This is a genomic window from Ruegeria sp. P8 (assembly GCF_056534665.1).
Window position 1 is genome coordinate 20,951 of the sequence record NZ_JBQERC010000013.1, and the last position, 25,821, is coordinate 46,771.

The window sequence follows — 25,821 nt, forward strand, 5'->3', positions numbered from 1 at the left end:
ATGCTTGAAGGACTTCTGATTGGCCTGCAAACGGCATTCTCACTGCAAAATCTGCTGATGGTCGTGGCGGGCTGTCTGATTGGCACATTCATCGGAATGCTGCCGGGTCTGGGCCCGATGTCGATCATCGCCATCATGATCCCGGTAGCTATTTCCATGGGCGACCCGTCCGCTGCGCTGATCTTGCTGGCCGGTGTGTATTATGGCGCCATTTTTGGTGGTTCGACCTCTTCTATTCTGCTGAATGCGCCGGGGGTCGCGGGTACCGTCGCCTCAAGCTTTGACGGCTACCCAATGGCACGTCAGGGCAAAGCGGGCAAAGCCCTGACCATTGCAGCAATCGCGAGTTTTGCAGGCGGTACGCTAGGCGCATTGCTTTTGATGATTTTCGCCCCTGCCCTGTCGTCTGTTGCGTTGCTTTTCCATTCAGCCGAGTATTTCGCGCTGATGGTTGTCGGCTTGTCGGCCATTGCCGCCTTTGCGGGAACAGGTCAGGTTGCCAAGGCTATCATAATGACAATCCTTGGATTGATCATGGCCACCGTTGGCGAAGGCGCACTGTTCAATATGCCTCGTTTCACCATGGGCATCATGGATTTGCAGTCGGGCTTTGGCTTTATCACACTTGCAATGGCCATGTTCGCGTTACCCGAGGCGCTGTTTCTTGTTCTCAAACCCAAGGACCTTAAGGGCGAAGAAGGTGAAATCAAGGACCTGCGCATAAGCAGGGAGGAAGCCAAAGCCATTGCTCCGGTGATTGGCCGCCAGTCTATCCAAGGGTTTTTCATCGGCGTTCTGCCCGGTGCAGGCGCAACGATTGCCAGTTTTCTGGGCTACGCAGTCGAACGTAACATCGCTCCAAAGGCCGAGCAGGACGAATTCGGCAAAGGGTCAATCAAAGGGCTGGCCGCGCCTGAAACAGCAAACAACGCCGCCTGTACAGGCTCGTTCGTGCCGCTTCTGACGCTTGGCATTCCCGGATCGGGAACGACGGCGATCCTGCTTGGCGCATTGATTGCCCTGAACGTGACGCCGGGCCCACGCCTTATGCTGGACGAACCGCAGATCTTTTGGGCGGTCATCATGTCCATGTTCATTGGCAATCTGGTACTTCTGATCCTGAATCTGCCGCTGATCCCCTATATTGCCAAAGTTCTCTCGGTGCCGCGTAACTATCTGATCCCCTTTATTTTGTTCTTTACTCTGATGGGGGCCTATATCGGACAGAACAATGCAACCGAACTGCTGATACTGGTGGGTTTTGGGGTATGTGCAACGGCGTTGAAATTTGCTGATTACCCACTGGCACCACTGCTGATCGGTTTCATCCTCGGCGGTATGATGGAAGACAACTTCTCACGGTCCATGCAGTTGTACGATGGTATCGCCTTTATCTGGGAACGCCCGATGACGCTGGGTCTGCTGGTTATTGCGGCGCTTCTGGTGCTCCTACCCAGCTACCGCGCGCGCCGTGCACAGGCCCGGGCGGAAGGGGTTGCCGAAGGTGACTGACCCGCTGGCGGGAATACGGGTTCTCGATCTGACCAATGTCCTCGCGGGTCCGTATTGCTGCTACCAACTGGCATTGATGGGTGCCGACGTGATCAAGGTCGAACGCCCCGGTGGTGGCGACCTTGCTCGCGTTCTGGGTGCAGATCCCGCCAGGAACAAGGCGGGGATGGGGATCAGTTTTCTGGCGCAGAACGCCGGAAAAAAGTCTGTCACGCTGGACATGAAATCGGAAAAGGGCAAGGCGCTGCTGAAACGCCTTGTCCAGTCAGCTGAAGTTCTGGTGGAAAACTTCCGGCCCGGAGTAATGGATCGTCTTGGTCTTGGTTATGAAGTTCTGCGCAACGTTAATCCCAACCTGATCTATTGCGCCATCAGCGGGTTCGGGCAGGATGGCCCCCGGCGCGGCGATCCAGCTTATGACCAGATTGTGCAGGGTATCAGCGGCGTGATGTCAATCACCGGCGCCCCCGACACGGCACCGTATCGCGTCGGCTATCCGTTGGCGGACACGGTCGGGGGGATGACGGCCGCCTTTGCAGTCGCGGCGGCATTGAACGCCAACCCACGCGGCACCTATCTGGATGTTGCGATGTCCGAAGCCGTTATTTCGACAATGGGTTGGGTTGTTTCAAATTATCTGGTGGGTGGCGTAACGCCCGGAGCGCATGGGAATGAGAACACAACCTCGGCCCCCTCAGGTACGTTTGCCACGCTGGACAGCCCGATCAACATCGCGGCCAATCGGGACGAGCAATGGCAGGCACTTGCCCGCTATCTGGGGCGGGATGACCTGCTGAACAACCCCGACTACGCAACGCGTGAAGACCGCAAAAGAAACCGCCACGCCTTACGCTCAGAACTGGAACGAACCCTAAGAACGAAGGCTGCGTCCCAATGGGTGAGTGCACTAAATGCATTGGGAGTACCAGCCGGACAAGTTTTGACCGTGCCCGAAGCCCTTGCAGACCCGCAACTTTCCGATCGCGGTCTGATTGGCTCTTTACAGGTTCACGGCGAACAGATGCAGCTTGCAGGCAGTCCCGTCGTAATGGATGGCATCCGGCGAATGCCGCAAATCGCACCACCAAAGCTTGGGGCCGACAACAAAGCGGTGTGGTCCGAAATCGGATTGACCGACGCGGAAATCGACGCGCTAAGCAGAGAGGGGATCATATGAGCGATGTGGCAGATTGGTGGGCAACATCCATCATCGATATGGAACCTGGCCGGATAGACCTGCGCGGAGAGCCGATTCAAAACCTGATCGGACGTCTTGGTTTCACGGAAATGATCTGGTTTATGGTACGTGGAGACCGCCCATCAAAAGCGCAGGCCAAATTGTTCGAAGCCGCGCTGGTCGCGGCAGTCGACCACGGTCCTCAGGCCCCATCGATTGCGACCGCGCGCATGGCGGTTACATGTGGCCTGCCCCTCAACAACGCGATGGCAAGCGCGGTGAACATGTTGGGCGACATTCATGGAGGGGCCGGCGAGCAGGCCGTGGAACTCTACCACTTTGTGGGCCATTACCCTGGCACTTTGGCGCAGGCAATCGATGCGTGGATCGAAAGCCACGGAAAGATACTTCCGGGTTTTGGACACAGGTTTCACACGCCCACAGACCCCCGCGCGCCGCGCCTGATGGACTTGGTCGCCGAAGCGGTGAAAACCGGTGCTTGCGATGGGCAATTCATGCGCATTGCGCAGCAGATCGAGGCAGAAATTGCGCGGCGTAAGGGTAAACCCGTCCCGATGAACATCGATGGCGCAACCGCAGTTATTTATGCCGAGCTTGGGTTTGCGCCACCATTGGCGCGCGGCCTTTTCTGCCTGTCCCGATCAGTAGGTATTCTGGCACATGCCTGGGAGCAGATGCAGCAAGGTGGTCGCAACAAAGGGCCGACCCCACCCTCGTATCGCTGGACGTACCAGCCGGGTTAAGCGCTTTTCCGATGGGATCGATTTGCCAACAGATCGGCGGCCGCACGGGCAATAACCAGCTCTTCATTTGTCGGGATAACCATGGCGACCACTCGGGACAGATCTGTCGAAATGATCCGATTATTGTCCGCGTTGGCATCGGGATCCAGTTCAATCCCCAGCCAGCCCATTCCGGAACATACCCTGTCGCGTACAAGGCGCGAGTTTTCTCCGATACCACCTGTGAAGATCAAGGCATCAATACCGCCCAATATTGCGGCCATTGCCCCAAGTTCGCGGCGGATGCGGAACGTGAAATAGCTAATGGCCTGTCGGCTTTCGCGGGTATCTGCTTTTTCAAGAGTGCGCATGTCGCTTGAAAGTCCCGAAAGACCCAGCAACCCTGATTTGCGAAACAGAAGGTCGGAAATCTCTGAGGCGCTCAACCCTTCCTGATCCATCAGATACAACAAGACACCGGGATCAAGCTGACCGCAACGGGATCCCATCGGCAGCCCGTCCAACGACGAAAACCCCATGGTCGAACCGACGGATCGCCCCCCGATCATGGCACACATCGACGCTCCGTTACCCAAATGCGCAACCACAACCCGCCCCGCGTGCAAAAGCGGCGCGGTTTTGGCCAAATGGTCTGAGATGTATTCATAACTAAGCCCGTGAAAACCATAGCGTCGGACGCCTTTGTCGTAATACTCGCGCGGCAGGGCGAATACGTCGTTCTCCCAGGGGTGGTTGCGATGAAAGGCCGTGTCGAAACAGGCAATCTGGGCGGCATTCGGAAAACGTTCCATAGCTGCCTTGACGCCAGCTAGGTTATGCGGTTGGTGCAGAGGTGCATACGGAGAGAGCTTGTCCAACTCCTCCAAAGCAGCGGCGGTCAACGGCAAAGGCGTATCGATCTCAGGTCCGCCGTGAACAATACGATGCCCAACCGCGGTGACCTCGCAACTGGGGAAGGCCCGTGACAACAGGTTCAGTACCCAGTCCAGTGCAGCAGCGTGATCGTGAATATCACCTGCCGTGCCATTCGCCAGAACTCCACCGCCAGATGACCGCGCCTTGACGATTGGTTCTGGCTCGCCGATCCGTTCGACCACACCGGTGCACACCATGACTGGATCGTCTTCTGTCAGTTCGAACAGGCCGAACTTCATCGAAGACGATCCGGCATTCAGTGTCACGACATGTGTCATGCATATCCTCTGGTTTGCGAAAAGGTGAAGTTCCTAAGGTTTACTGATCCGCTCTGGTACAAGGTTGAGTTTAAGACATTACCCAAGACTACGAGCCAGCCAACCGCTACAAACCCCGGTCTTTGCAAATCTCCATGGAAGAAAAGATCGTTCAGCCCAATTTTTCCGGGGTGCCAACATCACCTTCATTCCTGCCAACCTAGTCGTAATCATGGATTGGAACACGTGCAAGGCACTAAGCTGAAGCTGTCAAACACGGGTTCAGAAGCACAGTTCACTTCATCCTCCGCGACGGTTTCCTCCACCCCCTTGTTTTCGCATGGTCAACCCAATGCGCTTTCTCGCGACATCAACATCGACTACACGTACTTTAACCACCTGCCCGGTTTTAACCACGTCATGCGGATCTTTGACAAACCGATCCGCCAGCTGGCTGACATGAACCAGCCCATCCTGATGCACGCCGATATCCACAAAAGCGCCGAAGGCGGCGACGTTGGTGACTGTGCCTTCCAAAACCATTCCGGGCTTCAGATCGGTGATTTCTTCGATGCCATCGGTGAAAGATGCGGTGACGAAACTGGGGCGGGGGTCGCGACCGGGCTTTTCCAGTTCGGCAAAGATGTCCCGAACTGTCGGCAGGCCGAAATCCTGAGTTACAAATTGTTCCGCCCGCAACCCCTTTAACGCGCCATCATGGCCCATGATGTTTCGGATGTCGCGACCGCAGGCGGCAACGACCCGGCGCGCAATGTCATAGGCTTCAGGGTGCACTGAAGACGCATCTAAAGGCTCGGAACCGTCCCTGATGCGCAGGAAACCGGCGCATTGTTCGAACGCACGTGGTCCAAGGCGGGCGACTGACAGCAAATCCTTCCGCGATAGGAAGGGCCCATTCAGATCACGGTGGGTGACAATCGCTTCGGCCTGCGCCGGACCCAGACCAGACACGCGTGACAGCAAAGGGGCAGATGCGGTGTTCAGATCAACCCCGACAGCATTCACCACATCCTCGATCGCGGAATCCAGCGACTGTGACAGGCGATGCTGATCCACATCATGCTGATACTGGCCAACACCGATGGATTTCGGTTCGATTTTAACCAGCTCGGCCAAAGGGTCCTGCAATCGGCGCGCAATCGAGACCGCTCCACGTAGCGAGACATCCAGATCCGGAAATTCGCGCGCAGCCAGTTCAGATGCGGAATAGACCGAAGCGCCAGCTTCTGACACCACAACTTTTGTTGGTGCTTTCACCGTCTTGGGTAGAAGTGCAAGAGTGTCTGCAACCAATCTTTCGGTTTCACGGCTGGCCGTCCCGTTCCCGATTGCGATCAGTTCGATCCGATGAGCTGATATCAGATTGAGGATACTGGCCTGTGCACCTCGCAGATCATTCTTCGGCTGAAACGGGTACAAGGTGTCGGTGGCGACAACCTTGCCGGTTGCATCAACAACAGCAGCCTTTACGCCCGTACGAATGCCCGGATCCAGGCCCAAGGTCGCCTTGGCACCTGCCGGTGCGGCAAACAGCAGATCCTTGAGGTTTCGCGAGAAGACCTGAATGGCTTCGTCCTGCGCCCGGCTGCGCAGATCAGCCATCAGTTCGACCATCATTGAGAGCGAAAGTTTCACCCGCCAAGTCCAGCCCGCGACTTTGCGCAACCACACGTCTGCTAGCCCAGTGCCACGTGTCTGTAGATGGGCGGCGACAATCGTCTCGGCCCGCGCGGCACCAAACTCCGGTTCAGGCGCGATATCCAGCGTGACGATGCCCTCTTTGGATGCCCGCAGCATCGCCAATGCCCGATGTGACGGCACGTCCGCCCACAATTCGGAATGGTCAAAGTAGTCACTGAACTTGGTACCGTCCTTTTCCTTGCCTTCTATGACCTTTGCGCTGAGCAGAGCCTCGTGCTGCATGAAACTGCGCAATTCGCCCAGCAGAGCGGCGTTTTCTGTCAACCGCTCGGTCAAAATATCCCGCGCACCGTTCAAAGCATCCCGGGTCGTTGTTACCGCCTCGGTGAGGTACGCCGCGGCTAATATTTCAGGGTCGCAGTTGCGGTCCGCCAGAATAGCGTCAACCAAAGGTTCAAGCCCATTTTCGCGTGCAATCATCGCCTTGGTGCGCCGTTTTGGCTTATACGGCAGATAAATGTCTTCCAACTGCGCTTTGGTTTCCGCGCGCGCAATGGATTTACTCAGATCGTCGGTCAGTTTGCCCTGATCCTTGATCGAGTTCAGGATGGTTTCACGCCGCGCTTCAAGCTCGCGCAGATAAGTCAGCCGCTCAGACAGCAGGCGCAATTGGGTGTCGTCCAATCCTCCGGTTGCTTCTTTCCGGTATCGGGCGACAAAAGGCACGGTTGCACCTTCGTCCAATAGCTTGATCGCGGCACCGACCTGCTCGGAACGTGCCTTAATCTCGGTGGCGATAGTGCGGGCGATACGGTCCAATGGTGCCTCCTGAAGCGACGGTGGAAGAACTTCTTAACCAGCCGTTTCGGCAAGGGGAAGACCCTTGGTTCACTCCGCAGTCAGGCCGTTTCAGTTTGGCTGTTCATCAAGTCAGCACGCCAGGCAGTGTCCACATCAAACCCACGGCATAAGTCCGCGATACGGGCTACGCGTGCTTACCGAATGGGCCATATGTGCCAAGGTCACCAGATCATAAACCGGCAGGCTCAATTCCTTCTGAATTGAGGCCGCGTAAGGCGGTAGATCGGTGCATTCCAGTACCAGCGAACGGATTTCCGGTGTATCGCGTTTCAGTTTGCGTACAGCATTCAGAACTTCAGCCTCAATCAGATCGGTATCCATTCGGGTGCGCGTATTGCGCAGGATGACTTCGGCGAACTCGGTCGTGTTCTCAAGACCCTGCACAGCTACGGGGATATCCCCTGCCCCAACTCCATCGAAATGGCGTTGCGTCAGCGCCGAGGAATCGGCGGTTATCACTCCTACCGGTGCACTGGCACCGGTCATGTAATAAGCCAGCGGCACCTGAATCAGGCTTGAGGCAAAAACGGGCACGGACACGGCTTCGGCCAGCTCTTTCTGGAACAATGCAAGAAACCCGCAACTGCCAGTGATGGCCCGCACACCTTCGGATTCAAGCCTCTGCGCGCCTTTGATGAAGGGCTCCAGCAACTCTGGTGTCGGGTTGTTCAGCAGCTTTGGTACTGTGACGCCTTCAATCATCTCATACAGCACCGGGAACGGAAGACTCGATGGGTTTTTGATATGGCCCGGAGGTTTGGGGAAATAGCTTTCCAGGCACAAAACCCCGATGGATGCCCCGCAGATATTCTGTCCACCTGGGTAGATCGGCATGACGTTGTGATCCTTCTCGAGAAGTCGCTTCGCGTGTTTCAAAACCGCGACAAGGCAAATGGGTCCAGACTGATGTTCAGACGCTGTCCAGCTACCAGATCGGCCACAAGCTCTCCGGTTTTAGGCGCCATCATCAGGCCATAGTGGGAATGACCGAAAGCGCTGAACAATCCCTGATGCCCGTCAATCGGCCCGATGGCAGGCAAGCTGTCTGGAAACGATGGGCGGCGCCCCATCCAGAATTGCGTGTCGGCGGTATTCAGATCCGGTATCATTGCCTTGGCTTGTCGCGTCAGTAACGCCTGTTTTCGTGGATCGGGCGGGGCATCTACACGCGCAAACTCGGCGGTGCCTGCCACACGCAGCCCGCCCTGCATCGAACTGGCAACCACTTTGGCATCCACATCCATGACCGAATTCTGAAGGCTCGCCAAAGGTGCGGGGAACTGAACATGATACCCGCGTTCAGCAGCCAGCGGCACAGACAGACCCAAAGGTTTCAAAAGCTCGGCAGACCACACACCTGCAGCCAATATGACTGTATCAGCCTGAAGCGTATCGGTCTGGGTTGTCAGATGCCACCGCCCCTCGTCGGTACGGTTCAGTTTTCGAACTTCGGCCCGAATAAACTCAGCGCCTTGTTGGCGCGCTTTTTCAGCCAGAACCGCGCCAATCTGACCGGGTGATGTAATCCGTGCCTGACCTTTGATAAGGATCGCTGCTTCGAAATCCTCGGATAGAGCGGGTTCAATTCGGCGCAACTCTGGGCCGTCGATCCTCTCGAGTTGCCCACCTTTCTCCTGTCGGATCAGATATCCCAGCGCCTTCAGGTCAGCTTGATTCGGGTGTCGGAAAGCATGGATGTAGTTGGAATCGACAATCAGGTCTTCATAACCAGTGTTCTGCAAATGACGTCGATACAACTCTATCGACGGTCTGCAAAGAAGCTCCATCGCATCCGAGATTCGGCGGACCGATCGTTCATCAGATGCCCTCAAAAACCTCATGCCCCAAGGGACCATCCTCGGCCAGAACGAGGCCCTGACGGACAGGGCGCTTTTGGGGTCCAGCAGCATCCGGGGGATTGCCTTCCAGATACCGGGAACCGCTTGGGGGATCACTGACCATGGCGAGACGACACCGGCATTACCGAATGAGGTCTCCTGCCCGGGCTCTCCCCGGTCAATCAACCGCACGGTTTTGCCACGTTCCTGCAATGACAGCGCGCAGCAGATGCCGACGATCCCGGCGCCAATTATGGTAACACGTTCAGACATGTCAGGCCGTTGCTTGAGTTCGGGTACGGGCGATCAACTGCGCAACGATCACGGGTGACGCCACTGCCAGCGCGATCAGGTCAGCCGTTAACGTGGGTGCCACGAAGATGATCCCGGCAAAGGCCATCAGAATACGAGAAAATACGTTGAGCGGTTGCAGCCAATAGCCGACGACCGCCGCGGACAGAGCGATGACCCCCGCTATGCAGCTTGCCGCAGTATATGTGAATTCCCAAAAATCAAACCCTGTGGAGGACACGAACAACAAAACCGGCGCATAGACGAATGCCATCGGCGCTATCACCTTGCCCAACCCGAGCGTAAACGCGGACAGCCCGGTGCGGAACGGATTTGAGTTGGCGATCGCAGCTGCCGCATAAGCCGAGGTACAGACCGGAGGTGTAATTTCGGATACCACACCGTAGTAAAGCACGAACAGGTGGCTTGCGATGGGCGGAACACCCAACTGGGCCAGCGCGGGCTGCGCGACAGAAACCAGCATGATGTAAAGCGCGGTGGTCGGAATACCCGCCCCCATCAAAATGCAGACGACAGCGATGAAGATCAGGGAGATGAACAGTTGCAGGTCTTCAATTGCAAACAGCTGGAAGCTGCCGAACGAGATCATATTATAAAGATCCGTCGCCAGATTGCCCGCCCCTTGCGTGACCATAAATCCGATACGAAAGCCGATACCGGTGGTGTTGATCACACCCACAACAATACCGACAGCGGCGGCAGCGGCACCCACCGCCAGCGAGTATTTTACGCCCAGTTCGACAGCAGCCAGCATCTCGGGTACTTCGATACGTTTTTGTGGGTTCAGTGTGGCTGTCACAGACAGCGCGCAGAGTATCGCGGTCATTGTCAGGTCGAACCCGCCATCCGAGAATTTCCACAACACAAAGGCCAGAAACGCCGCCGCGTAAATCAGCGTTGGTGGCTGCTTGATACGCGACATACCCGCGATCACCGCCAGCGATATGCCGCAGAAGGCCGACATGAATGGCGTGTAACCGGTAAACAGCACCACCAGCAGGCCAATCAGGGGCACGATATTGGCCCAACCTTCAGCCCAGACAGCTTTAAGCTGCGGTAATTGCTCTTTCGTCAGACCCTTCAGGTTCAGCTTGCGCGCCATCAGATGCACAACTGCAAAGACACCGACGTAGTGAAGAAGCGCCGGGAAGATCGCGGCAATGACAATAGTGGTGTAAGGCACCTCCAGGAACTCGGCCATGATAAAGGCCGCGGCTCCCATGATGGGCGGGGTGATCTGGCCGCCCGCCGAGGAAGCGGCCTCGACCCCGCCCGCGAAATGGCCCGGATAACCCAGGCGTTTCATGTTCGGGATGGTTAGCGCTCCGGTTGAAACCGTGTTGGCGACCGAAGACCCCGAGATCGTTCCAAAGAATGCCGATGAAACGACCGACACCTTGGCCGGGCCACCTGTATAGCGACCCGCCAGAATGGTGGCATTGTCGATAAACAACTGTCCCAACCCGGTGCGCTGCGCGATCACACCAAACAAAACGAAATGGAAGACTATGGTCGAAACGACCCAAAGCGTGACGCCATAGATGCCTTCCTGCGGAAAGTACATCGACGACACGAAGGTTTTGAAATTTACACCGGGATGCTGCAACAAACCGGGAAAATAAGGACCAAGCAGAGCGTAAGAGATGAATACGCAGATAATCAGCGGCAGCACCCAACCCAGCGTGCGACGGGCGATGTCAAGTACCAGCAGAATGATAACCACGCCAAGAAAGACATCGTAATTGTTGGGATTACCCATACGAAAAGTCTGTTCCTCGATCCCGAGAAAGGGAATACCGCGCCAGGCAAATCCAACGTAAAGCGCCGCAACGATGCCAAATGCCATGAATACCAGGTCATAAAGCGGGACGTTCCCGATACGAAACCTGCTGATTTTGAGCGCATATAGGTTTTTGGCCCCGACAATCGGAATGGTCGCGTAAACCAGTATGAATAACAGGGCCAGATAAATGCCCATGTGCCAGTGGTCCGCCGGCAAGCCGAAACCTGCGGTGAAGAATTCATAGGACGCGAATAACAGGGCAACAACCCGCAGAACCTTGGCCGTGTTCGGTGTAACCTGACGTACTGCGGCGCCTTCGTCGAACTGTTCTTCGATGGCTGCCAGTTCTTCGGCTGTCAGGTCGTGGTCATCGCGTGTTTCGGTCTCGGACATGATGGCCCTCTGATTGCGCGTGTAAGGAGAGTGCGGTGCCCCGCACAGGGGCACCGACGACAGGCTTCAATGAGGTTCGATTACTGCAGAAGGCCTGCTTCTTTATAGAACTTCTCTGCACCAGGATGCAGCGGGACACCCAGTGCTTCGACCCCGTCCAAAGCTGTGTCAGCTGTGATCTGCTTGCCTTTGGCGTGACCGTTGTCCAGCAGTTTTCGGGTGTTGTCGTTCCACAGTGCTTTGGTCAGCTGATAGACCAGTTCTTCGGACAGATCCGACGACACAACCAGCATAGCGCTGACCGCTGGGGTCTTGGTTTCGGAGTCAATCCCTTCATACACACCGCCCGGTATGGCGGAAGGGATATAGGCCGGAATGATCTCGTTAATCTTGGCAAGGTCTTCGTCACTGAACGAGTGCAGGTTCATGCCTTTTGTCGATGACAACTGCACCATAGCGGCGACCGGCCAGCCAGCTGCGTAGAAATACGCGTCCAGCTGCCCATCGGCCAGACGCTCGGCGCTCTGACTGTTGTTCAGCTCTGCTTCGTCCATGTTATCGCGGTTTACGCCCCATGCATCCAACATCTGCAGCACGGCCACCTGTGTGCCTGAACCAGCCTGTGCGATACCCACGCGCTTGCCTTTGAGATCGCTCAGGTCACCAATGGTCTGACCTGCGGGCAGAACCAGATGCAGATCCTCTGGGAACAGGTTTGCCACAATGCGCAGCTTGGGATGCGGCTTGCCTTCGAACTTGCCTTCGCCCAGATACATCGAACGGGTGACATCAGCGGCGGCCAGACCGGCCTCAAGCTCGCCATTCTCCACTGCCGCGTTGTTAAAGACTGACGCAGTTGTTGATTGTGCAATCGCGATCAGGCCGGGTACGCCGCACTGACCACCCTCTTCGCAGGGGCGCGAGCCCGGAGGGGCCGAGATCCCATTTGCGATAGTTCCGCCAATCGGAAAATAAGTGCCGCCTGCACCACCGGTGCCAATACGGAAAAAAGTTGGGTCCTGTGCAAGTGCAGGCGCGGCCATAGCGCCTGCCAAAGCCAGACCTGTCAGGCATTTCATCAGTCTCATCGTAAACTCCCAGTTTTGGATCATTGGATTCGGTTTGTCCGAACTCTGATCCAATCAGCCTATGGAGATTTACCATAAATACAAATTTGTTATATTTAACTAAACTGAAGTTTGGCTTATGGATGTGGAATGAACCTTACTCAATTGACTGTTTTTCGTGAGGTGATGGAAAGCGGCTCTATCTCTCAAACCGCAAAAAAGCTGAACCGGACACAGCCGGCCATCAGCCTTGCGCTCAAGAACCTAGAAAAAAGTTTGGGGCTGATCCTGTTCGAACGAAGAGGGCGCCGTTTGATTCCAGTACCGGAAGCGCACTACCTATTGTCAGAAACCACCGGTATTCTGGACAGATTATCTACGATTTCCAATACGATGCACGGACTTCTTAAAGGGAGTTCCGGTAGTTTGAATATTGCAGCGATGCCAGGCCCTTCCACTTTTGCCTTTCCGAATTTCATCAGCCGTTCAGTTGGTGGAAACCCCGATATACAAATTACACTTTCAACCCGCAGCTCTCCGCAGATTATGGAACTGGCGGGTACTCAGAACATCGATTTCGGGTTTGCGGATTTTGAGCATCCGACAGGTAAGCAACCACAGTTCTCAGCCGAGATCATAAGCGGCGACTGTTTTTGCGCGCTGGACAGAGACAACCCTCTGGCGAAAGAAAGCGCCATTACGATATCCGATCTTGACGGAGTTCCAATGGGCGGGCTGCATGACACGCATCCGTTTCAGGAAAAAGTGCGACAAGCGTTTCAGATGGTCTCGGCGAATTACACACCAACCGTGACCTGCCAATATTTTCTGCCGCTTATCCCCTTTGTCGGATCGGGCCAATGCTGCACGATTGTCGATCCGTTGACAGTCGTTACCGAGCGGGAGTTGAACATTTCAAACGACCGTGTCGTGTTTTTGCCCTTCAGTGAACCGTTGAGGTATGAATATGCGATCCTGTCACCGAACCACCGGCCTCCGTCCCAGCTAGCGTTGCAGATCAAAGCCGGCTGGAAGGCAGAGGTTTTGTCGATGCTACATCGAACAGGTGCCAACCCACAGACAGAAATCGCCTGAAAACATACACGTTTCCAGTGCTGCTCAGTTGCGTTGTTCAATCGATGACTCCAGCGTTGACCGCAAAAGTTGCGCATCAAGCGGTTTGTAGAGCAAAGGCAGATTGGCGCGCTTGCAGCGCCTGGCCAGTTCAGGTGATCGGTTGGCCGAAATAACGCAGCCGGGCAGAGGTCCAAATTCGTTCGTCAGGGCATGTATGGCGTCGACACCGGTTCTATCGTGGTTCAACTGAAAATCGGCAACTATTGCATCGGGCAAAATGTCAATTTCACGAAGAAGATTGATTGCTTCGTCTTCGCTTTCGCTCTCCAAAACCTCGACCCCCCAGGATTCGATGGTCATGGTCAGTGCACTACGAAGGTTTTCATCATTCTCAATCAACAATACGACCGTGTTACCAAGTACCTTGGAGCCCGGATCGTGGGCCGCAGGGGCGCTGCTAGATGTGGTCTGCTCTTCCCGCGCCAACGGCACTTCGACTGAGAATCCAGTGCCTTTGCCTACTTCGGAATACAGCTGGATTGGATGTTGCAACAGCCCACAGGCGCGCTCCACGATTGCAAGGCCCAATCCCATACCCTCTGCGGCGCTGGCATCAGAATGCAGGCGCTGAAATTCCTGAAAGACGATGTCTCTTTGGTCTGACGCGATACCGATACCTGTATCCCAGACTTGCAAGGCAATTGCGCCTTTGCGACGCCGCACACCGACCAGAACCTTTCCGGTCTCGGTATACCTGATCGCGTTCGACAGCAGGTTCTGCAAAATCCGACGCAAATAGCTGGCGTCGCTGGTCACACGCGCGTTCGTGTCAACAAATGACAGCTCAAGCCCTTTTGCCTGCGCCACCGGGCGAAATGCGTCTTCCATCTGCGAAAACAGCGTGCTCACTGATATGGTCGACAAATGCGCGGTGGCCCGTCCTGAATCCAGCTTCGAGATATCCAGCAGCGCTTCCAGAATGTGTTCAACGCTGTTCAGCGCACTTTCAGCCTTGCCTGCAACGGTCTTTGCGTCGTCTTTATCCAGGCCGCTGCCCAGCGATGCAACATAAAGCTTTGCCGCAGAAAGAGGTTGCAACAGATCGTGGCTGGCAGCTGCCACGAATCGCGACTTGGATGCATTTGCACGCTCGGCCTCGTTCAACGCGTCAGCCAGTTCCATTGTGCGAGATGTTACGCGTTGTTCCAACAGCTCTTTGGCTTCGTATAAGGCCTGAGCGGACTTTCGTTCTGCGGTTACATCGGTGAAGGATATCACAAAGCCCCGGTCCGGCATCTCCTGCGCAAACACCGAAAGAATTTTTGACCTTCCGCGGTGCATCTGAAATTGCAGAGGACGGCGATAAGTTTGCCGCGTCACCCAATCCAGCAGATCGGCTTCCGTTACCCCCTTCTGGAACTTGATGTTCGTGCCAAGGCGATTGGACAGCGATTCAAACCGGGTCCCCATCTGAAACTGTGCGATCGGAATGGCCAGCAACTCGCTGGCGCGGTTGTTCCAACCGATCAGACGGTGTTTGTTGTCAAAAATACAAACGCCCTGTTCAATATGTTCCAGCGTCGCGCGGATCAGCCTGGCCTTGTCATCCAGAATCCGGTCACGTTCCTGCCGTTCGATCCGCATGATATCAGTCACATCGGTTTGCAGAATAACAGTCCCGCCATCTGGTGTGCGGTGCTCGGACACTTGCGACCACCGATTGCCAACAAGCCGGACATTGAACACCACATGATCGTCCGTATGCCGGTCCAAACGGCTTTTGGCCCAGTCTGTCGGTGTCATTGTTTCAGGCAGGGACAGGAACCCTGATCGGCTGACCAATTCAACATATTCGGCAAAGCTCAGCCCCGGGCTCAGCCGCTCCTGAATGTCAGGCATATGCAGACCAAAACGGCTGTTGCACAGCACCAGTTTTTCGTCGCGATTGAAAAGGGCGAACCCCTCCTGCACCGTTTCGATTGCATTGGCCAGGTCAGCGCGTGCGGCTTCGGTGTCCTTGTTCGCCTGTGCCAATCTGGCATTGGAATCGTTCAGCAACTCAAGGGCACGTTCCAGATCATTCGTCCGGGCGCGGACCTCTTGTTCAAGCACGGCCGCGCGCTGAAACTGTGCATAAGCTGCGCCTGACGCATCGGTGGATTCTTCTACCCGGCGCATCAGCGCTTCAGCGATCTTGCGAAGTTTCTCGTTCTGGCGGTCAACCGAGTCCGACGGGTCTGTAAGATGCTCGATCATGCGTTACTCTTTCTCGGGTGGATATATAGCAACACCCGTCAGAGTTTGGTTCACGTGGATGGAATTGTACTGCTCTCCGTAGGTTGAAAATCCGACAACGTGATTGCGGGCCAGAATGTCCGAGATTTCGCGGGTCTTTTGCTTTTCCTGCGCTTCCAGTCGGCGGAGAATGCAGTCGCAACCCAGAATGGTGTCGGGTTGCCGTTTCTCGGTCAGAAGGCCGATTTCTTCCTCAAGATGCTCGACCATGTCCCTTGGTTCGGCCAGCGTCAGCACAAGCCCTTCATCAATGGCCGAGAAAAAGACGAGGTCCCCGTTGCCCGCCACCTGCTGAATGGCGCGGACGTGATGCTGCCCGCCAATCTGCACAACAACGGGGTGCGCCGCAAATGTGAATGTCGTCAGTTGTTCCGGATCCTTGCCAAGGATACGGGCGTATTCACGAGCGGCGGGCTCAGCGTTGATTTCCTGAACGATGCGTTTTGCCGGGTCCGCCTTGGTCACCACCATGCGCCGGTTCGTTGGTACCAGATGATCGGTTTTGAACACCTTGATCGGGCACCGCGTACGAACCTGAGTCAGTATGGCAGCATTGCTCAGCGCCTTGCCCTGATGCAGCACATAGGTACGCCCGAACCGGGTTCCATCACCGGCCGATCCGCCAAACAATGGCACCGGCCCCAAACCGACGGCCAACTCGGAGGTCAACGCATCCTCTTTGGTCGACAATCCGTCGATCATCAGGAAAGTAAACTCATGGTTCCAGTCGGGCGCCGTGACCATCATGTCGTTTCGGTTGTGGATCATCTCATTGATGATGCTTTCCGCCTCAAAATCGTTCAGATCGGAAACCAGGACCGTACGCGTGTCGAAATGGGACTGTGGCAGGCCAATCGCGACGATCTGATCCTCGCAATAACCGCTATCCGCAAGTTCTCCGGCGGTGGTACAGCCAACCACCGGAGTAGGCGCAAACACCTGCTCGGCTTTGGTAATGACCGCAGCCGCGTCCGCGTTTGGACTGACAAAAAGTATCACCAGCGCAAGCGGTTCAGCCCCGAGTTGACGTACGAGCACCCCAAGCGCCTGCCCGGTGTCGTAACGCACGAAAGCCGTTTTGACGATGCCTGTTGCACCGGTCCGGGCTGTCGCCCACCCGACTGCTTGGTCCATCGAGCCTCCTCCCTAAAGCGCGACGATGTGGTGAGAGTATGACGCTTAGCCTTGGTCTTGCAAGACGCTGGCAAACGACGCTTTCTTTGCAATCAGAACGGCTTGCGTCCGGCTTTGCACACCCAGTTTCCGCATGATTGCCGTGACATGCGCTTTGACCGTGGGTTCCGCAATGGACAGGTCATAGGCAATCTGTTTGTTCAGCTTGCCCTCACAGATCAGTTGCAGAATGCGGGCCTGCTGATTTGTCAGCGTCGCAAGCCGATTGACCGCGTCGGCGTGTTCATCCTCTTCGACATTGATCAGAACGCACCCTTCGGGCACGAAAACTTTGCCGGAATGCACTGTCTCGAATGCCAGGCGAAACACATCGCGTTGGCTATGCTTGGGCACATAACCCGATGCGCCCGCCTGAATCACCTGACTGACAACGCGATTATCCGTCATCGAGGACACCACAATAACCGGGGCATTCGCAGCAGCCTTCAGACGGACAAGGCCGTCCAGCCCTTCCACATCCGGCAGGTTGAGGTCCAGCATGACCGCGTCCGGTTTCAGCCCCCCTGACAGAAGTTCCATCGCGCCTTCCAATCGGTCTGCGGTATGGATTTCGCCGATCTGCGCCACGCTTTGCAAGGTCATCGACAGCGCGTCGCAAAACAGGGGGTGGTCATCGACGATCAGCACTTTCTCGAAGCCAGACCTTACAACGGAGTCAGCAAGCATTTGGTATTGCCTTTTTCAATCAGGTTGTCCCCAGCTTACCCAATCCTAACAACGAAAGTAATCTGCGCCTACTGGCCCAAAGTCGTACATAAGATCGGCTCGGCGACACCTACACCCAAGGTCTAATAGGCAGGGCGAAAAACACCACGTAGCGTAAGAAAAAACACCTGGAGAAGAGAAATGGAGCTTAGTGACAGCCGCGTCATTGCCGCGCCGCGATCCAAGGTCTGGGACGCGCTTCTGTCGGCTGAGGTTCTGAAAGAATGCGTTCCGGGATGTCAGGAAATGACCGGCTCGGTCGATGATGGGTTCGAAGCAACGGTGGTGCAGAAAGTCGGCCCCGTAAAAGCGACCTTCAAAGGGGCCGTTACCCTTTCTGATATCGTAACGCTTGAAAGCGTGAAGCTCTCGGGTGAAGGTAAGGGTGGGGCTGCGGGTTTTGCCAAGGGTGCGGCCGATGTCAGTTTGTCTGATGTGCCCGAAGGTACTCTGCTGACCTATACCGTCGACGCACGTGTCGGTGGCAAGCTGGCCCAGCTGGGCAGCCGGGTCATCGATGGCGTCGCCAGAAAAATGGCCGACCGGTTCTTTGAAAATTTTCAGAACGCGGTCGAACCCGAAAAAACACCTGATCCGGAAACCTCGGATCAGGTTCAAGCTGAACCTTCTGCCGAGGGTGAAGGCGGCGAAGCAAAAAAAGGTTGGTTCAAGCGCGTATTGGGCGGTTGAACCGTTAGAACTCAGGGAGGAGAAAGTCATGAAAATTTCCATGACCGTGAACGGCAAGGCCGTTAGCGGCGAGGTTGAGGGCCGGACGTTACTGTCCGGCTTTCTGCGCGAGCAACTGTCATTGACGGGCACGCATGTCGGCTGTGATACGGCCCAGTGCGGCGCCTGCGTTGTACATGTGAATGGTCAGGCCGTGAAGTCGTGCAATATGCTGGCGGTCGAAGCCGACGGTGCTGATGTTGGCACCATCGAAGGTCAGGCAAATGCGGACGGTTCGCTGAACGTGATCCAGCAAGCCTTTCAGGATCATCACGGCCTTCAATGCGGGTTCTGTACTCCGGGTATGGTGATGAGCGCCGCAGCGCTGCTGAAAGACAACCCACGCCCATCTGAGGTCGAAATACGGAAATATCTGGAAGGCAACCTGTGCCGCTGCACAGGCTACCACAATATCGTCAAGGCGATCATGGCCGCCTCAGGCCAGGACGTCGGCAGTATCGCTGCGGAATGATGCCGCTGCGGGCGTAAACGTTGCGCCCGTGGGAAAAGTGAAGGGTGCAGCAGCATCCGTTTATGGGAGGAGAACAAGCAATGCCCAAAGACAGTGGCATCGGAGCCAGTTCCAAGCGGCGCGAGGACGTCCGCTTTCTGACCGGAGCAGGCAACTATACCGACGACATCAACGTACGTGGTCAGGCTTACGTATATTTCCTGCGGTCCGACATCGCGCATGGTCGGATCAATTCTGTAGATACATCAACCGCCGAAGGTATGCCCGGTGTGGTCAGAGTATTCACCGGCAAAGACTTTGAAGGCGTGGGCGGAATGCCCTGTGGGTGGGAAGTGACCGACAAGCACGGCGCGCCGATGCAGGAACCACCACACCCAATTCTGGCACAGGGCAAGGTGCGCCACGTGGGTGATCCGATCGCTGCCGTGGTGGCTGACAGCCTGGAACAGGCCCGTGACGCGGCCGAGGCTATTGATCTAGATATCGAGGAACTGCCCGCCGTGATCGACATGAAATCCGCCGCGCAGGAGGGCGCGACGCTGGTTCATGACGATCTGAAAAACAACATCTGCTATGACTGGCAGCTGGGTGAGGCCGACGACGCCAAGGTGAACGACGTCTTTGCCAATGCGGCACATGTCACCACTTTGGATCTGGTGAACAACCGGCTGGTCGCCAACCCGATGGAGCCGCGCGTGGCTGTGGCCGAGTACAGCCGGGGCACGGATGAATATTCGCTCTACACCACTTCGCAGAACCCGCATGTCATCCGCTTGTTGATGTGCGCGTTCGTTCTGGGTCTGCCGGAACATAAAGTCCGCGTCGTAGCCCCGGATGTGGGCGGTGGTTTTGGCACCAAGATTTTCCATTACGCAGAAGAAGCGTTCTGCACCTTTGCCGCCAAGGCCTGCAACCGCCCCGTCAAATGGACCGCCAGCCGGTCCGAGGCGTTCATGTCGGATGCGCAGGGTCGTGACCATGTCAGCACGATTGAGCTGGCTCTGGATGCGGATAACAACTTCATCGGCCTGCGGACCAACACCTATGCCAATCTGGGCGCTTATCTGTCGACTTTCTCCAGCTCGGTTCCGACATGGCTGCACGGGACGCTGATGGCTGGCAACTATAAGACCCCGGTCATTCAGGTGAATGTGAAGGCGATGTTTACAAATACGGTGCCCGTGGATGCCTATCGCGGTGCTGGTCGACCCGAAGCAACCTTCCAGCTGGAGCGCGTTATAGACAAGGCCGCGCGCGAGTTGGGTGTCGATCCAATCGCCCTGCGTCGCCAGAACTTTGTCACGCAGTTCCCCTATGACACGCCGGTGGCGCTGACTTACGACACCGGGGATTATAACGGGACAATGGACAAGCTTGAGGCGGCTGCCGATCTGGCAGGCTTTGCCGCACGTCGTGCAAAAAGCGAGGCAAACGGCAAGCTGCGGGGTCTGGGTGTCAACTGCTATATCGAGGCCTGCGGCATCGCACCCTCGAATATCGTTGGCATGTTGGGGGCCCGGGCGGGTCTTTATGATGCGGCAACTGTCCGGGTGAACGCCACCGGTTCGATCAGCGTGATGGTTGGCGCACACAGCCACGGGCAAGGCCATGAAACAGCCTTCCCGCAGGTCGTGGCCGACATGATCGGTATCGATGAGTCGATGGTCGAGATTGTGCACGGGGATACCTCGAAGATCCCGTTTGGCATGGGCACCTATGGCTCACGCTCGCTGGCGGTTTGCGGCTCGGCTATGGTCAAGGCCACCGAAAAGGTGATCGACAAGGCCAAAAAGATCGCAGCCCATTTGCTGGAAGCGTCCGAGGCGGATATCGAACTTAAGGACGGTCAGTTCAGCGTTGCGGGGACCGACAAGTCTGTAGCTTGGGGGGATGTGACCCTCACGGCTTATGTACCGCACAACTATCCGCTGGAAGTTGAACCAGGACTGGAGGAAACCGCGTTCTATGACCCGGCCAACTTTACTTTCCCGGCAGGGGCTTATGCCTGTGAGGTCGAGGTTGATCCAGACACAGGTCAGGTCAGTATCGAGAAGTTCACGGCTGCGGATGACTTTGGCAATATCGTCAATCCAATGATCGTTGACGGACAAGTGCATGGCGGTATCGGCCAGGGCATCGGTCAGGCCTTGCTGGAGAACTGTGCCTATGATGAGAACGGCCAACTGCTGAGCGCGTCCTTCATGGATTACGCGATGCCACGCGCCGATGATGTCCCGTTCTACGGCGTGGATCATTCCAGCCAGACGCCCTGTACGCACAATCCGCTGGGCGTGAAGGGTTGCGGCGAGGCCGGAGCGATCGGCTCGCCGCCAGCGGTGGTCAACGCGGTGCTGGATGCGTTGAACTCGGGTGGAAGGGCTGTTGATCATATCGACATGCCGATGAGCCCGTCACGCGTTTGGACGGCGATGCATGGTTGAGAGGTTGGGGTGCGAGGGGCCAGCCCCTCGCGCTCCCCGGGATATTTATAGCCAGATGAAGGGCGGATCAGCGCCTTTCGGAAAGGAAGAACGAAATGTACAATTTCGAGTTTGAGAAGCCCTCGACCATTGCTGACGCGGTTGCAGCATTGGCAGCAGAGGATGCGCAGGCGTTGGGAGGCGGGCAAACGCTGATCCCGACATTGAAGCAACGGTTGGCGGCACCGTCCAAACTGGTGTCGGTGAGCGGCATTGCCGAGATGCAAGGCGTCTGCGTTGATGATGACGGCTCAGTCTCTGTTGGGGGTGCAACACCTCACGCTGTCGTTGCTCGCGACGCTGCAGGATCTTATCCCGCGCTGGCGGCATTGGCTGGACAAATTGGCGACCCGGCAGTGCGCAATCGTGGAACCATCGGTGGTTCGGTTGCGAACAATGACCCGGCTGCCTGTTATCCGGCGGGTGTGCTGGGATCGGGCGCAACCGTGGTGACCAACGCGCGTCAAATTGCGGCAGATGACTTTTTTCAAGGCATGTTCACCACAGCCCTGGATGAAGGAGAGATCATCACCTCGATCCGCTTTCCGGTTCCGCAGGCGGCAAGCTATCAAAAATTCCTGCAACCAGCATCGCGGTTTGCACTTGTTGGGGTATATTTGGCCCGTTTCACGGACGGCGTGCGCGTGGCGGTGACCGGGGCAAGTGAGGATGGCGTCTTCCGTTGGAGCGAAGCCGAGCAGGCGCTGAACAAGGAGTTTCGCCCGGACGCCTTGATGGACCTTCGGATTAACCCCGCCAACATGATCGCTGATTTACATGGCAGCAAGGAATACCGGGCGCATCTTGTGTCGGTCATGACCAAACGCGCCGTTGAAGCCTGCATGTAGGCATTTCACGACAAGATGCTCAAAAGTCCCGGTTTTTACCGGGGCTTTTTCGTTGAGATATGGTTTGGGTGTCTCACCAAGGTCGGGCTGGCCAGCACTTTTCCGTTGTTTGAGGGTCGTGGCCAGTGTCTGCGCAAAATGAAATCAGGCCGCCCATTTCCGGGCGGCCTGATCAAGTCATAAACTAAGCTTTCGCTTTATTCGGCGGCTTGTGCACCTGTAGCGGCGTGTTTGTCACGCTGGCTGTCGCGGAACAAAGCTTTGGCCAGAGCAATACACATCAGACCCATCACAGCAGTAAAGGGCAATGCACCGATGATCATCGCGTTTCGCAGCGCATCCATCGGGTTGTTTTCACCGGCTGCGAGGATCAGCGCGCCGATCACAGCCGTCAGGATGACACCCCAGATGATGCGGTGCTTGATGCCCGTCTCCTGGCTGCCACCCGACATGATGGTGTTCATCACCAGAATGCCCGAGTCTGCCGACGTGACGAGGAATGTCATGATCAGGATCACGCACATCACGTTCAGCATTGACAGCAGACCACCGTCAATCATGTAAGATAGTGTCACGAACAGCTTGTTGGTGTTCGATGCACCGATGATTGCACCTTCTGCGGCGCCTGCCAGTTCCAGATCAATCGCAGTTCCTCCCAGAACAGTCATCCATGCAAAGCACACCAAAGCCGGGGCGAACACACAGCCTACGATGAACTCGCGGACAGAGCGTCCTTTCGATATGCGCGCGAGGAACAGGCCCACGAAGGGCGAGAACGCGATCCACCAGGCCCAGTAGAACGTGGTCCAACCCGACTGCCAGCCGAACTGACGCCCCTGCTCACCCGCCGCATAAACGGCTGCCAGGGTTGCTTCATCCAACTCTGCTGCTGCCCCTTCCAGGCCACTCTTGAAACCGTCAAAGCTGCCCCACGCATTGGTAGCTCCGCCCATCAGATCATTGGCATGGGCTTGTGCTTCGGCAGGCAAAGCCGCAGCGAAGGCTTCAACTGACAGTGGACCATAGGCGTTAAAGCTGAGCGACAGGATATGCAGGATATAGTCGACCATTGCAGTGCCATAAGTGGTCATAGCAAAGACGAACGAGCCGAAAACAACAAACGTGCCCAACAGGATGATCGACAATACGAGGTTCAGGTTCGACAGGTATTTAACACCACGACCAACGCCTGATACGGCCGAAATAATCGACAGGCACATGATGACGACCAGACCGGTGATCAGACCCACTTTGCTGGGGGTTGGAACTTCACCACCCAGATCCATGACCCACTCCATACCGGTGATGGCATAAAGCCCGTCGATGAACTGGCTGACACCATAGCCGATGGTGACGGAAACACCGAGGATCGTTGCAACAACGCCAAGTACGTCAACCACATGGCCGAAGAAACCATTGACGAAGCGGCCAAACAGAGGCGTCAGCGCCGAACGGATGGTGAGAGGCATGTCGCGGGTATAAGCGTAATATGCCAGCGACAAACCGGTCACCACATAGATGGCCCAAGCGTGAAACCCGTAGTGCAAGAAGGTATAGCGGTAAGCCGACTGCAGTGCTTCGGGTGTATTTCCAACGACCGCCTCGGATACGATTTCGGGGTTCGAACCCCACAGCCCCAACGGTTCTGCGGTTGCAAAAACCATCAGACCAACACCCAGGCCGGCGCCGAACATCATGGAGAACCATGAGAAGTTCGAAAACTCGGGCTTTTCACCGGGTGTTCCCATCACACGGCGACCCGTGGACGGAATAGCGGCGACAACGGCCAGAAAAACGAGGAACAACCCGACAATGACAATGTAGAAGCTGTTGAAAAGCTCGAGCAGCCGCCCGTTCAGGCTGCCAAGCGTGCCGTTTGCATTTGCAGGGAATACTAGTGCCCACAAAACCAGCGCAACCATGATGGCCTTGCTGATCAGGGCAATTGGGACGCTGTAGTTTTCATAAAAACCGGCATCCGCCGTCTTTATCTCAACGTCCGTGAATGGATCGGGTATCGACATATTGCGTTTTCCTCCGTGTGTTCGCCGTTTCTTGTTCTTTTGATTTCTGCTTGGGGTGCACAGTGCCGGACGGCGTGAACAAACATGCACAATGCACCAAACAGTGAGTGGGTAGTGTTCAGATCAACTGAGATTTGCGGCAAGTCCACACGCTCAAGTGGCATCTCCTACCGCTCTTTTCCTCCCGGATTTTTGCCGCCTGCAAAATCTGTTTGTCCTTAGTGACCTATCAGTTTGCCGTTGAACCTGCTTGCAGCTTCGCAAGAAGTGGTTGCGCCCTGCAATTCGAAAAAACCTATATCGGAGGTTGGGGCTGCTCGCCCGAGAATCCGACCCTTATGCGACTCGAAACGACCATCTTGATGGCACTTATAACATGTTAGCGACAACAGATGGAGGGCGTGATTGTAACTCCATTTACAGTTTCAGAACCAGTATGTCGGACTTTGCCCGCGAAACGCATGTGCACAGGAACTCATGCGTTTCCTGCTCTTGCGGAGTAAGTATACCGTCGCGATGATCAACTTCGCCGGACACGACATCAACGATACAGGTTCCGCAAAGCCCTTCGGAGCAGCCGAAATCAACCTGCACACCATTGGCCTGCAAAACCTCCAGAATAGATTGGTCCTTGCCAACGGGATAGACCGCGCCGGTCGACTGGATCTCGATCTGGAAATCGGCGTTCGGGGCATGTTCAATGTCCGACGCGGCGGCGAACCGTTCAAAGTGTATCGCGCCGCCACGCAGCAAGGCACCTGCTTCCAGTACCGCATTCAGCATCGGTTCCGGGCCGCAGGTATAAACGTCTGCGCCCATCGGCATCGATTGCATGACCGATCTCAGATCGAATACCCCGTCTGTGTTATCACAATGCAAATGATACCATTCATCCAGTCCAAGCGCCCGGAATTGCGCATCCATCGCCGCGTATTCTTTCGAACGAACAAGATAGTAGACACGAAAATCCTGCCCTCGGTTCAGCAACTCACGTGCCATTGCAACCAATGGTGTGGCCCCGATACCGCCAGCGATCAAAGTGACGTGCCGATCATGGCTTTCGAGTTTGAAATGGTTGCGGGGACCGCCAATTTCCACGGTCGCGCCCTCTTGCAGGTCATGCATCGCCAGTGACCCGCCTCGCCCTTCGTCTTCGCGTTTGACGGCCACGTTGATCAGGCGTCCATCCTGGCTCCAGCTCCACAGCGAGTATTGCCGTATCAGACCGTCTTCAAGATGGATGTCCACATGCGCCCCGGGCTCGAGGCTGGTGAAGCGCCCGCTTTCGATCTCGAAGCAGAAATCAGAGGTGTCGGGACTGAGTGGTGTTTTTCGCACAAGGCGGGCAACTTGAGTATCCATCACTTGTCCTGTTCGGTCTCACGTGGCGTACATTCTGCGTCTTTCAGCAAACAACAGGAAAAAAGATAGATTTCAATTGCAAAATTTCTAACAT

19 protein-coding genes are annotated in these 25,821 nt (G+C 56.1%); 8 read left to right on the forward strand and 11 right to left on the reverse strand.

Annotated elements, in window-relative coordinates; genetic code table 11:
* Genes ACR0BZ_RS14595 through ACR0BZ_RS14605 form a run of 3 tightly spaced genes read left to right on the forward strand, consistent with a single transcriptional unit; the run spans position 1 to position 3,453 of the window.
* A complete protein-coding gene (locus ACR0BZ_RS14595) occupies positions 1-1,512 on the forward strand; it encodes a tripartite tricarboxylate transporter permease (RefSeq protein WP_480588430.1) in 1,512 nt (503 codons plus the stop codon).
* Positions 1,505-2,689, forward strand: coding sequence for a CaiB/BaiF CoA transferase family protein (locus ACR0BZ_RS14600; RefSeq protein WP_480920583.1), 1,185 nt, complete (start codon positions 1,505-1,507; stop codon positions 2,687-2,689). The genes ACR0BZ_RS14595 and ACR0BZ_RS14600 overlap by 8 nt, the downstream gene beginning before the upstream one ends.
* Positions 2,686-3,453 (forward strand): citryl-CoA lyase, encoded by a 768-nt coding sequence (locus ACR0BZ_RS14605; RefSeq protein ID WP_480920584.1) that lies wholly within the window; start codon positions 2,686-2,688, stop codon positions 3,451-3,453. The genes ACR0BZ_RS14600 and ACR0BZ_RS14605 overlap by 4 nt, the downstream gene beginning before the upstream one ends.
* On the opposite strand, the gene ACR0BZ_RS14610 is transcribed toward ACR0BZ_RS14605, so the two are convergent.
* The 6 genes from ACR0BZ_RS14610 to ACR0BZ_RS14635 form a co-directional block, all read right to left on the reverse strand.
* Positions 3,450-4,646, reverse strand: a complete 1,197-nt coding sequence (locus ACR0BZ_RS14610; protein ID WP_480546686.1) for an acetate/propionate family kinase — start codon at positions 4,644-4,646, stop codon at positions 3,450-3,452. The two genes, ACR0BZ_RS14605 and ACR0BZ_RS14610, sit on opposite strands and share 4 nt — an antisense overlap.
* Positions 4,647-4,925: 279 nt before the next feature.
* Positions 4,926-7,106 (reverse strand): Tex family protein, encoded by a 2,181-nt coding sequence (locus tag ACR0BZ_RS14615; protein ID WP_480774230.1) that lies wholly within the window; start codon positions 7,104-7,106, stop codon positions 4,926-4,928.
* Positions 7,107-7,241: 135 nt separating this feature from the next.
* Positions 7,242-7,982, reverse strand: a complete 741-nt coding sequence (locus tag ACR0BZ_RS14620) for an aspartate/glutamate racemase family protein (RefSeq protein ID WP_480484339.1) — start codon at positions 7,980-7,982, stop codon at positions 7,242-7,244.
* A 38-nt stretch (positions 7,983-8,020) separates the two neighbouring features.
* Positions 8,021-9,259, reverse strand: a complete 1,239-nt coding sequence (locus ACR0BZ_RS14625) for an NAD(P)/FAD-dependent oxidoreductase (protein WP_480920585.1) — start codon at positions 9,257-9,259, stop codon at positions 8,021-8,023.
* Position 9,260: 1 nt separating this feature from the next.
* A complete protein-coding gene (locus ACR0BZ_RS14630; RefSeq protein WP_480774228.1) occupies positions 9,261-11,474 on the reverse strand; it encodes a TRAP transporter permease in 2,214 nt (737 codons plus the stop codon).
* 80 nt (positions 11,475-11,554) lie between these two features.
* Positions 11,555-12,562 (reverse strand): TAXI family TRAP transporter solute-binding subunit, encoded by a 1,008-nt coding sequence (locus ACR0BZ_RS14635; RefSeq protein ID WP_480774227.1) that lies wholly within the window; start codon positions 12,560-12,562, stop codon positions 11,555-11,557.
* Positions 12,563-12,691: 129 nt separating this feature from the next.
* Between ACR0BZ_RS14635 and ACR0BZ_RS14640 the strand changes: the two genes are divergently transcribed.
* Positions 12,692-13,636 (forward strand): LysR family transcriptional regulator, encoded by a 945-nt coding sequence (locus ACR0BZ_RS14640; protein ID WP_480920586.1) that lies wholly within the window; start codon positions 12,692-12,694, stop codon positions 13,634-13,636.
* A gap of 24 nt (positions 13,637-13,660) precedes the next feature.
* Here the strand turns inward: ACR0BZ_RS14640 and ACR0BZ_RS14645 are convergent, their stop codons facing one another.
* The 3 genes from ACR0BZ_RS14645 to ACR0BZ_RS14655 are packed head-to-tail and all read right to left on the reverse strand — an operon-like array spanning position 13,661 to position 17,773.
* Complete coding sequence (locus tag ACR0BZ_RS14645; RefSeq protein ID WP_480920587.1) at positions 13,661-15,874, reverse strand: hybrid sensor histidine kinase/response regulator; 2,214 nt, start codon at positions 15,872-15,874, stop codon at positions 13,661-13,663.
* Between the two features lie 3 nt (positions 15,875-15,877).
* Positions 15,878-17,047, reverse strand: a complete 1,170-nt coding sequence (locus ACR0BZ_RS14650; protein ID WP_480920588.1) for an FIST N-terminal domain-containing protein — start codon at positions 17,045-17,047, stop codon at positions 15,878-15,880.
* Between the two features lie 45 nt (positions 17,048-17,092).
* The gene (locus ACR0BZ_RS14655) at positions 17,093-17,773 is read right to left on the reverse strand and encodes a response regulator (RefSeq protein ID WP_480484332.1); all 681 of its coding nucleotides are present in this window, start codon (positions 17,771-17,773) and stop codon (positions 17,093-17,095) included.
* Positions 17,774-17,953: 180 nt separating this feature from the next.
* On the opposite strand from ACR0BZ_RS14655, the gene ACR0BZ_RS14660 reads away from it, so the two are divergent.
* The 4 genes from ACR0BZ_RS14660 to ACR0BZ_RS14675 all read left to right on the forward strand — a co-directional run bounded on the left by ACR0BZ_RS14660 (position 17,954) and on the right by ACR0BZ_RS14675 (position 22,341).
* Positions 17,954-18,502, forward strand: coding sequence for an SRPBCC family protein (locus ACR0BZ_RS14660; protein ID WP_267367516.1), 549 nt, complete (start codon positions 17,954-17,956; stop codon positions 18,500-18,502).
* 28 nt (positions 18,503-18,530) lie between these two features.
* Positions 18,531-19,013, forward strand: coding sequence for a (2Fe-2S)-binding protein (locus tag ACR0BZ_RS14665; protein ID WP_480920589.1), 483 nt, complete (start codon positions 18,531-18,533; stop codon positions 19,011-19,013).
* An 80-nt stretch (positions 19,014-19,093) separates the two neighbouring features.
* Positions 19,094-21,454, forward strand: a complete 2,361-nt coding sequence (locus ACR0BZ_RS14670) for a xanthine dehydrogenase family protein molybdopterin-binding subunit (RefSeq protein WP_480920590.1) — start codon at positions 19,094-19,096, stop codon at positions 21,452-21,454.
* Between the two features lie 95 nt (positions 21,455-21,549).
* Positions 21,550-22,341: an FAD binding domain-containing protein gene (locus ACR0BZ_RS14675; RefSeq protein ID WP_480484329.1), complete on the forward strand. Its 792-nt coding sequence runs from the start codon at positions 21,550-21,552 to the stop codon at positions 22,339-22,341.
* 197 nt (positions 22,342-22,538) lie between these two features.
* Here ACR0BZ_RS14675 and ACR0BZ_RS14680 read toward each other — a convergent pair whose 3' ends face one another.
* Together ACR0BZ_RS14680 and ACR0BZ_RS14685 are read right to left on the reverse strand one after the other, a co-directional pair.
* A complete protein-coding gene (locus ACR0BZ_RS14680; protein ID WP_480484328.1) occupies positions 22,539-24,365 on the reverse strand; it encodes a BCCT family transporter in 1,827 nt (608 codons plus the stop codon).
* Between the two features lie 417 nt (positions 24,366-24,782).
* Positions 24,783-25,727 carry a PDR/VanB family oxidoreductase gene (locus ACR0BZ_RS14685; protein ID WP_480920591.1) on the reverse strand — a complete coding sequence of 315 codons (945 nt, stop codon included), beginning with the start codon at positions 25,725-25,727 and terminating at the stop codon, positions 24,783-24,785.
* Positions 25,728-25,821: the final 94 nt, after the last annotated feature.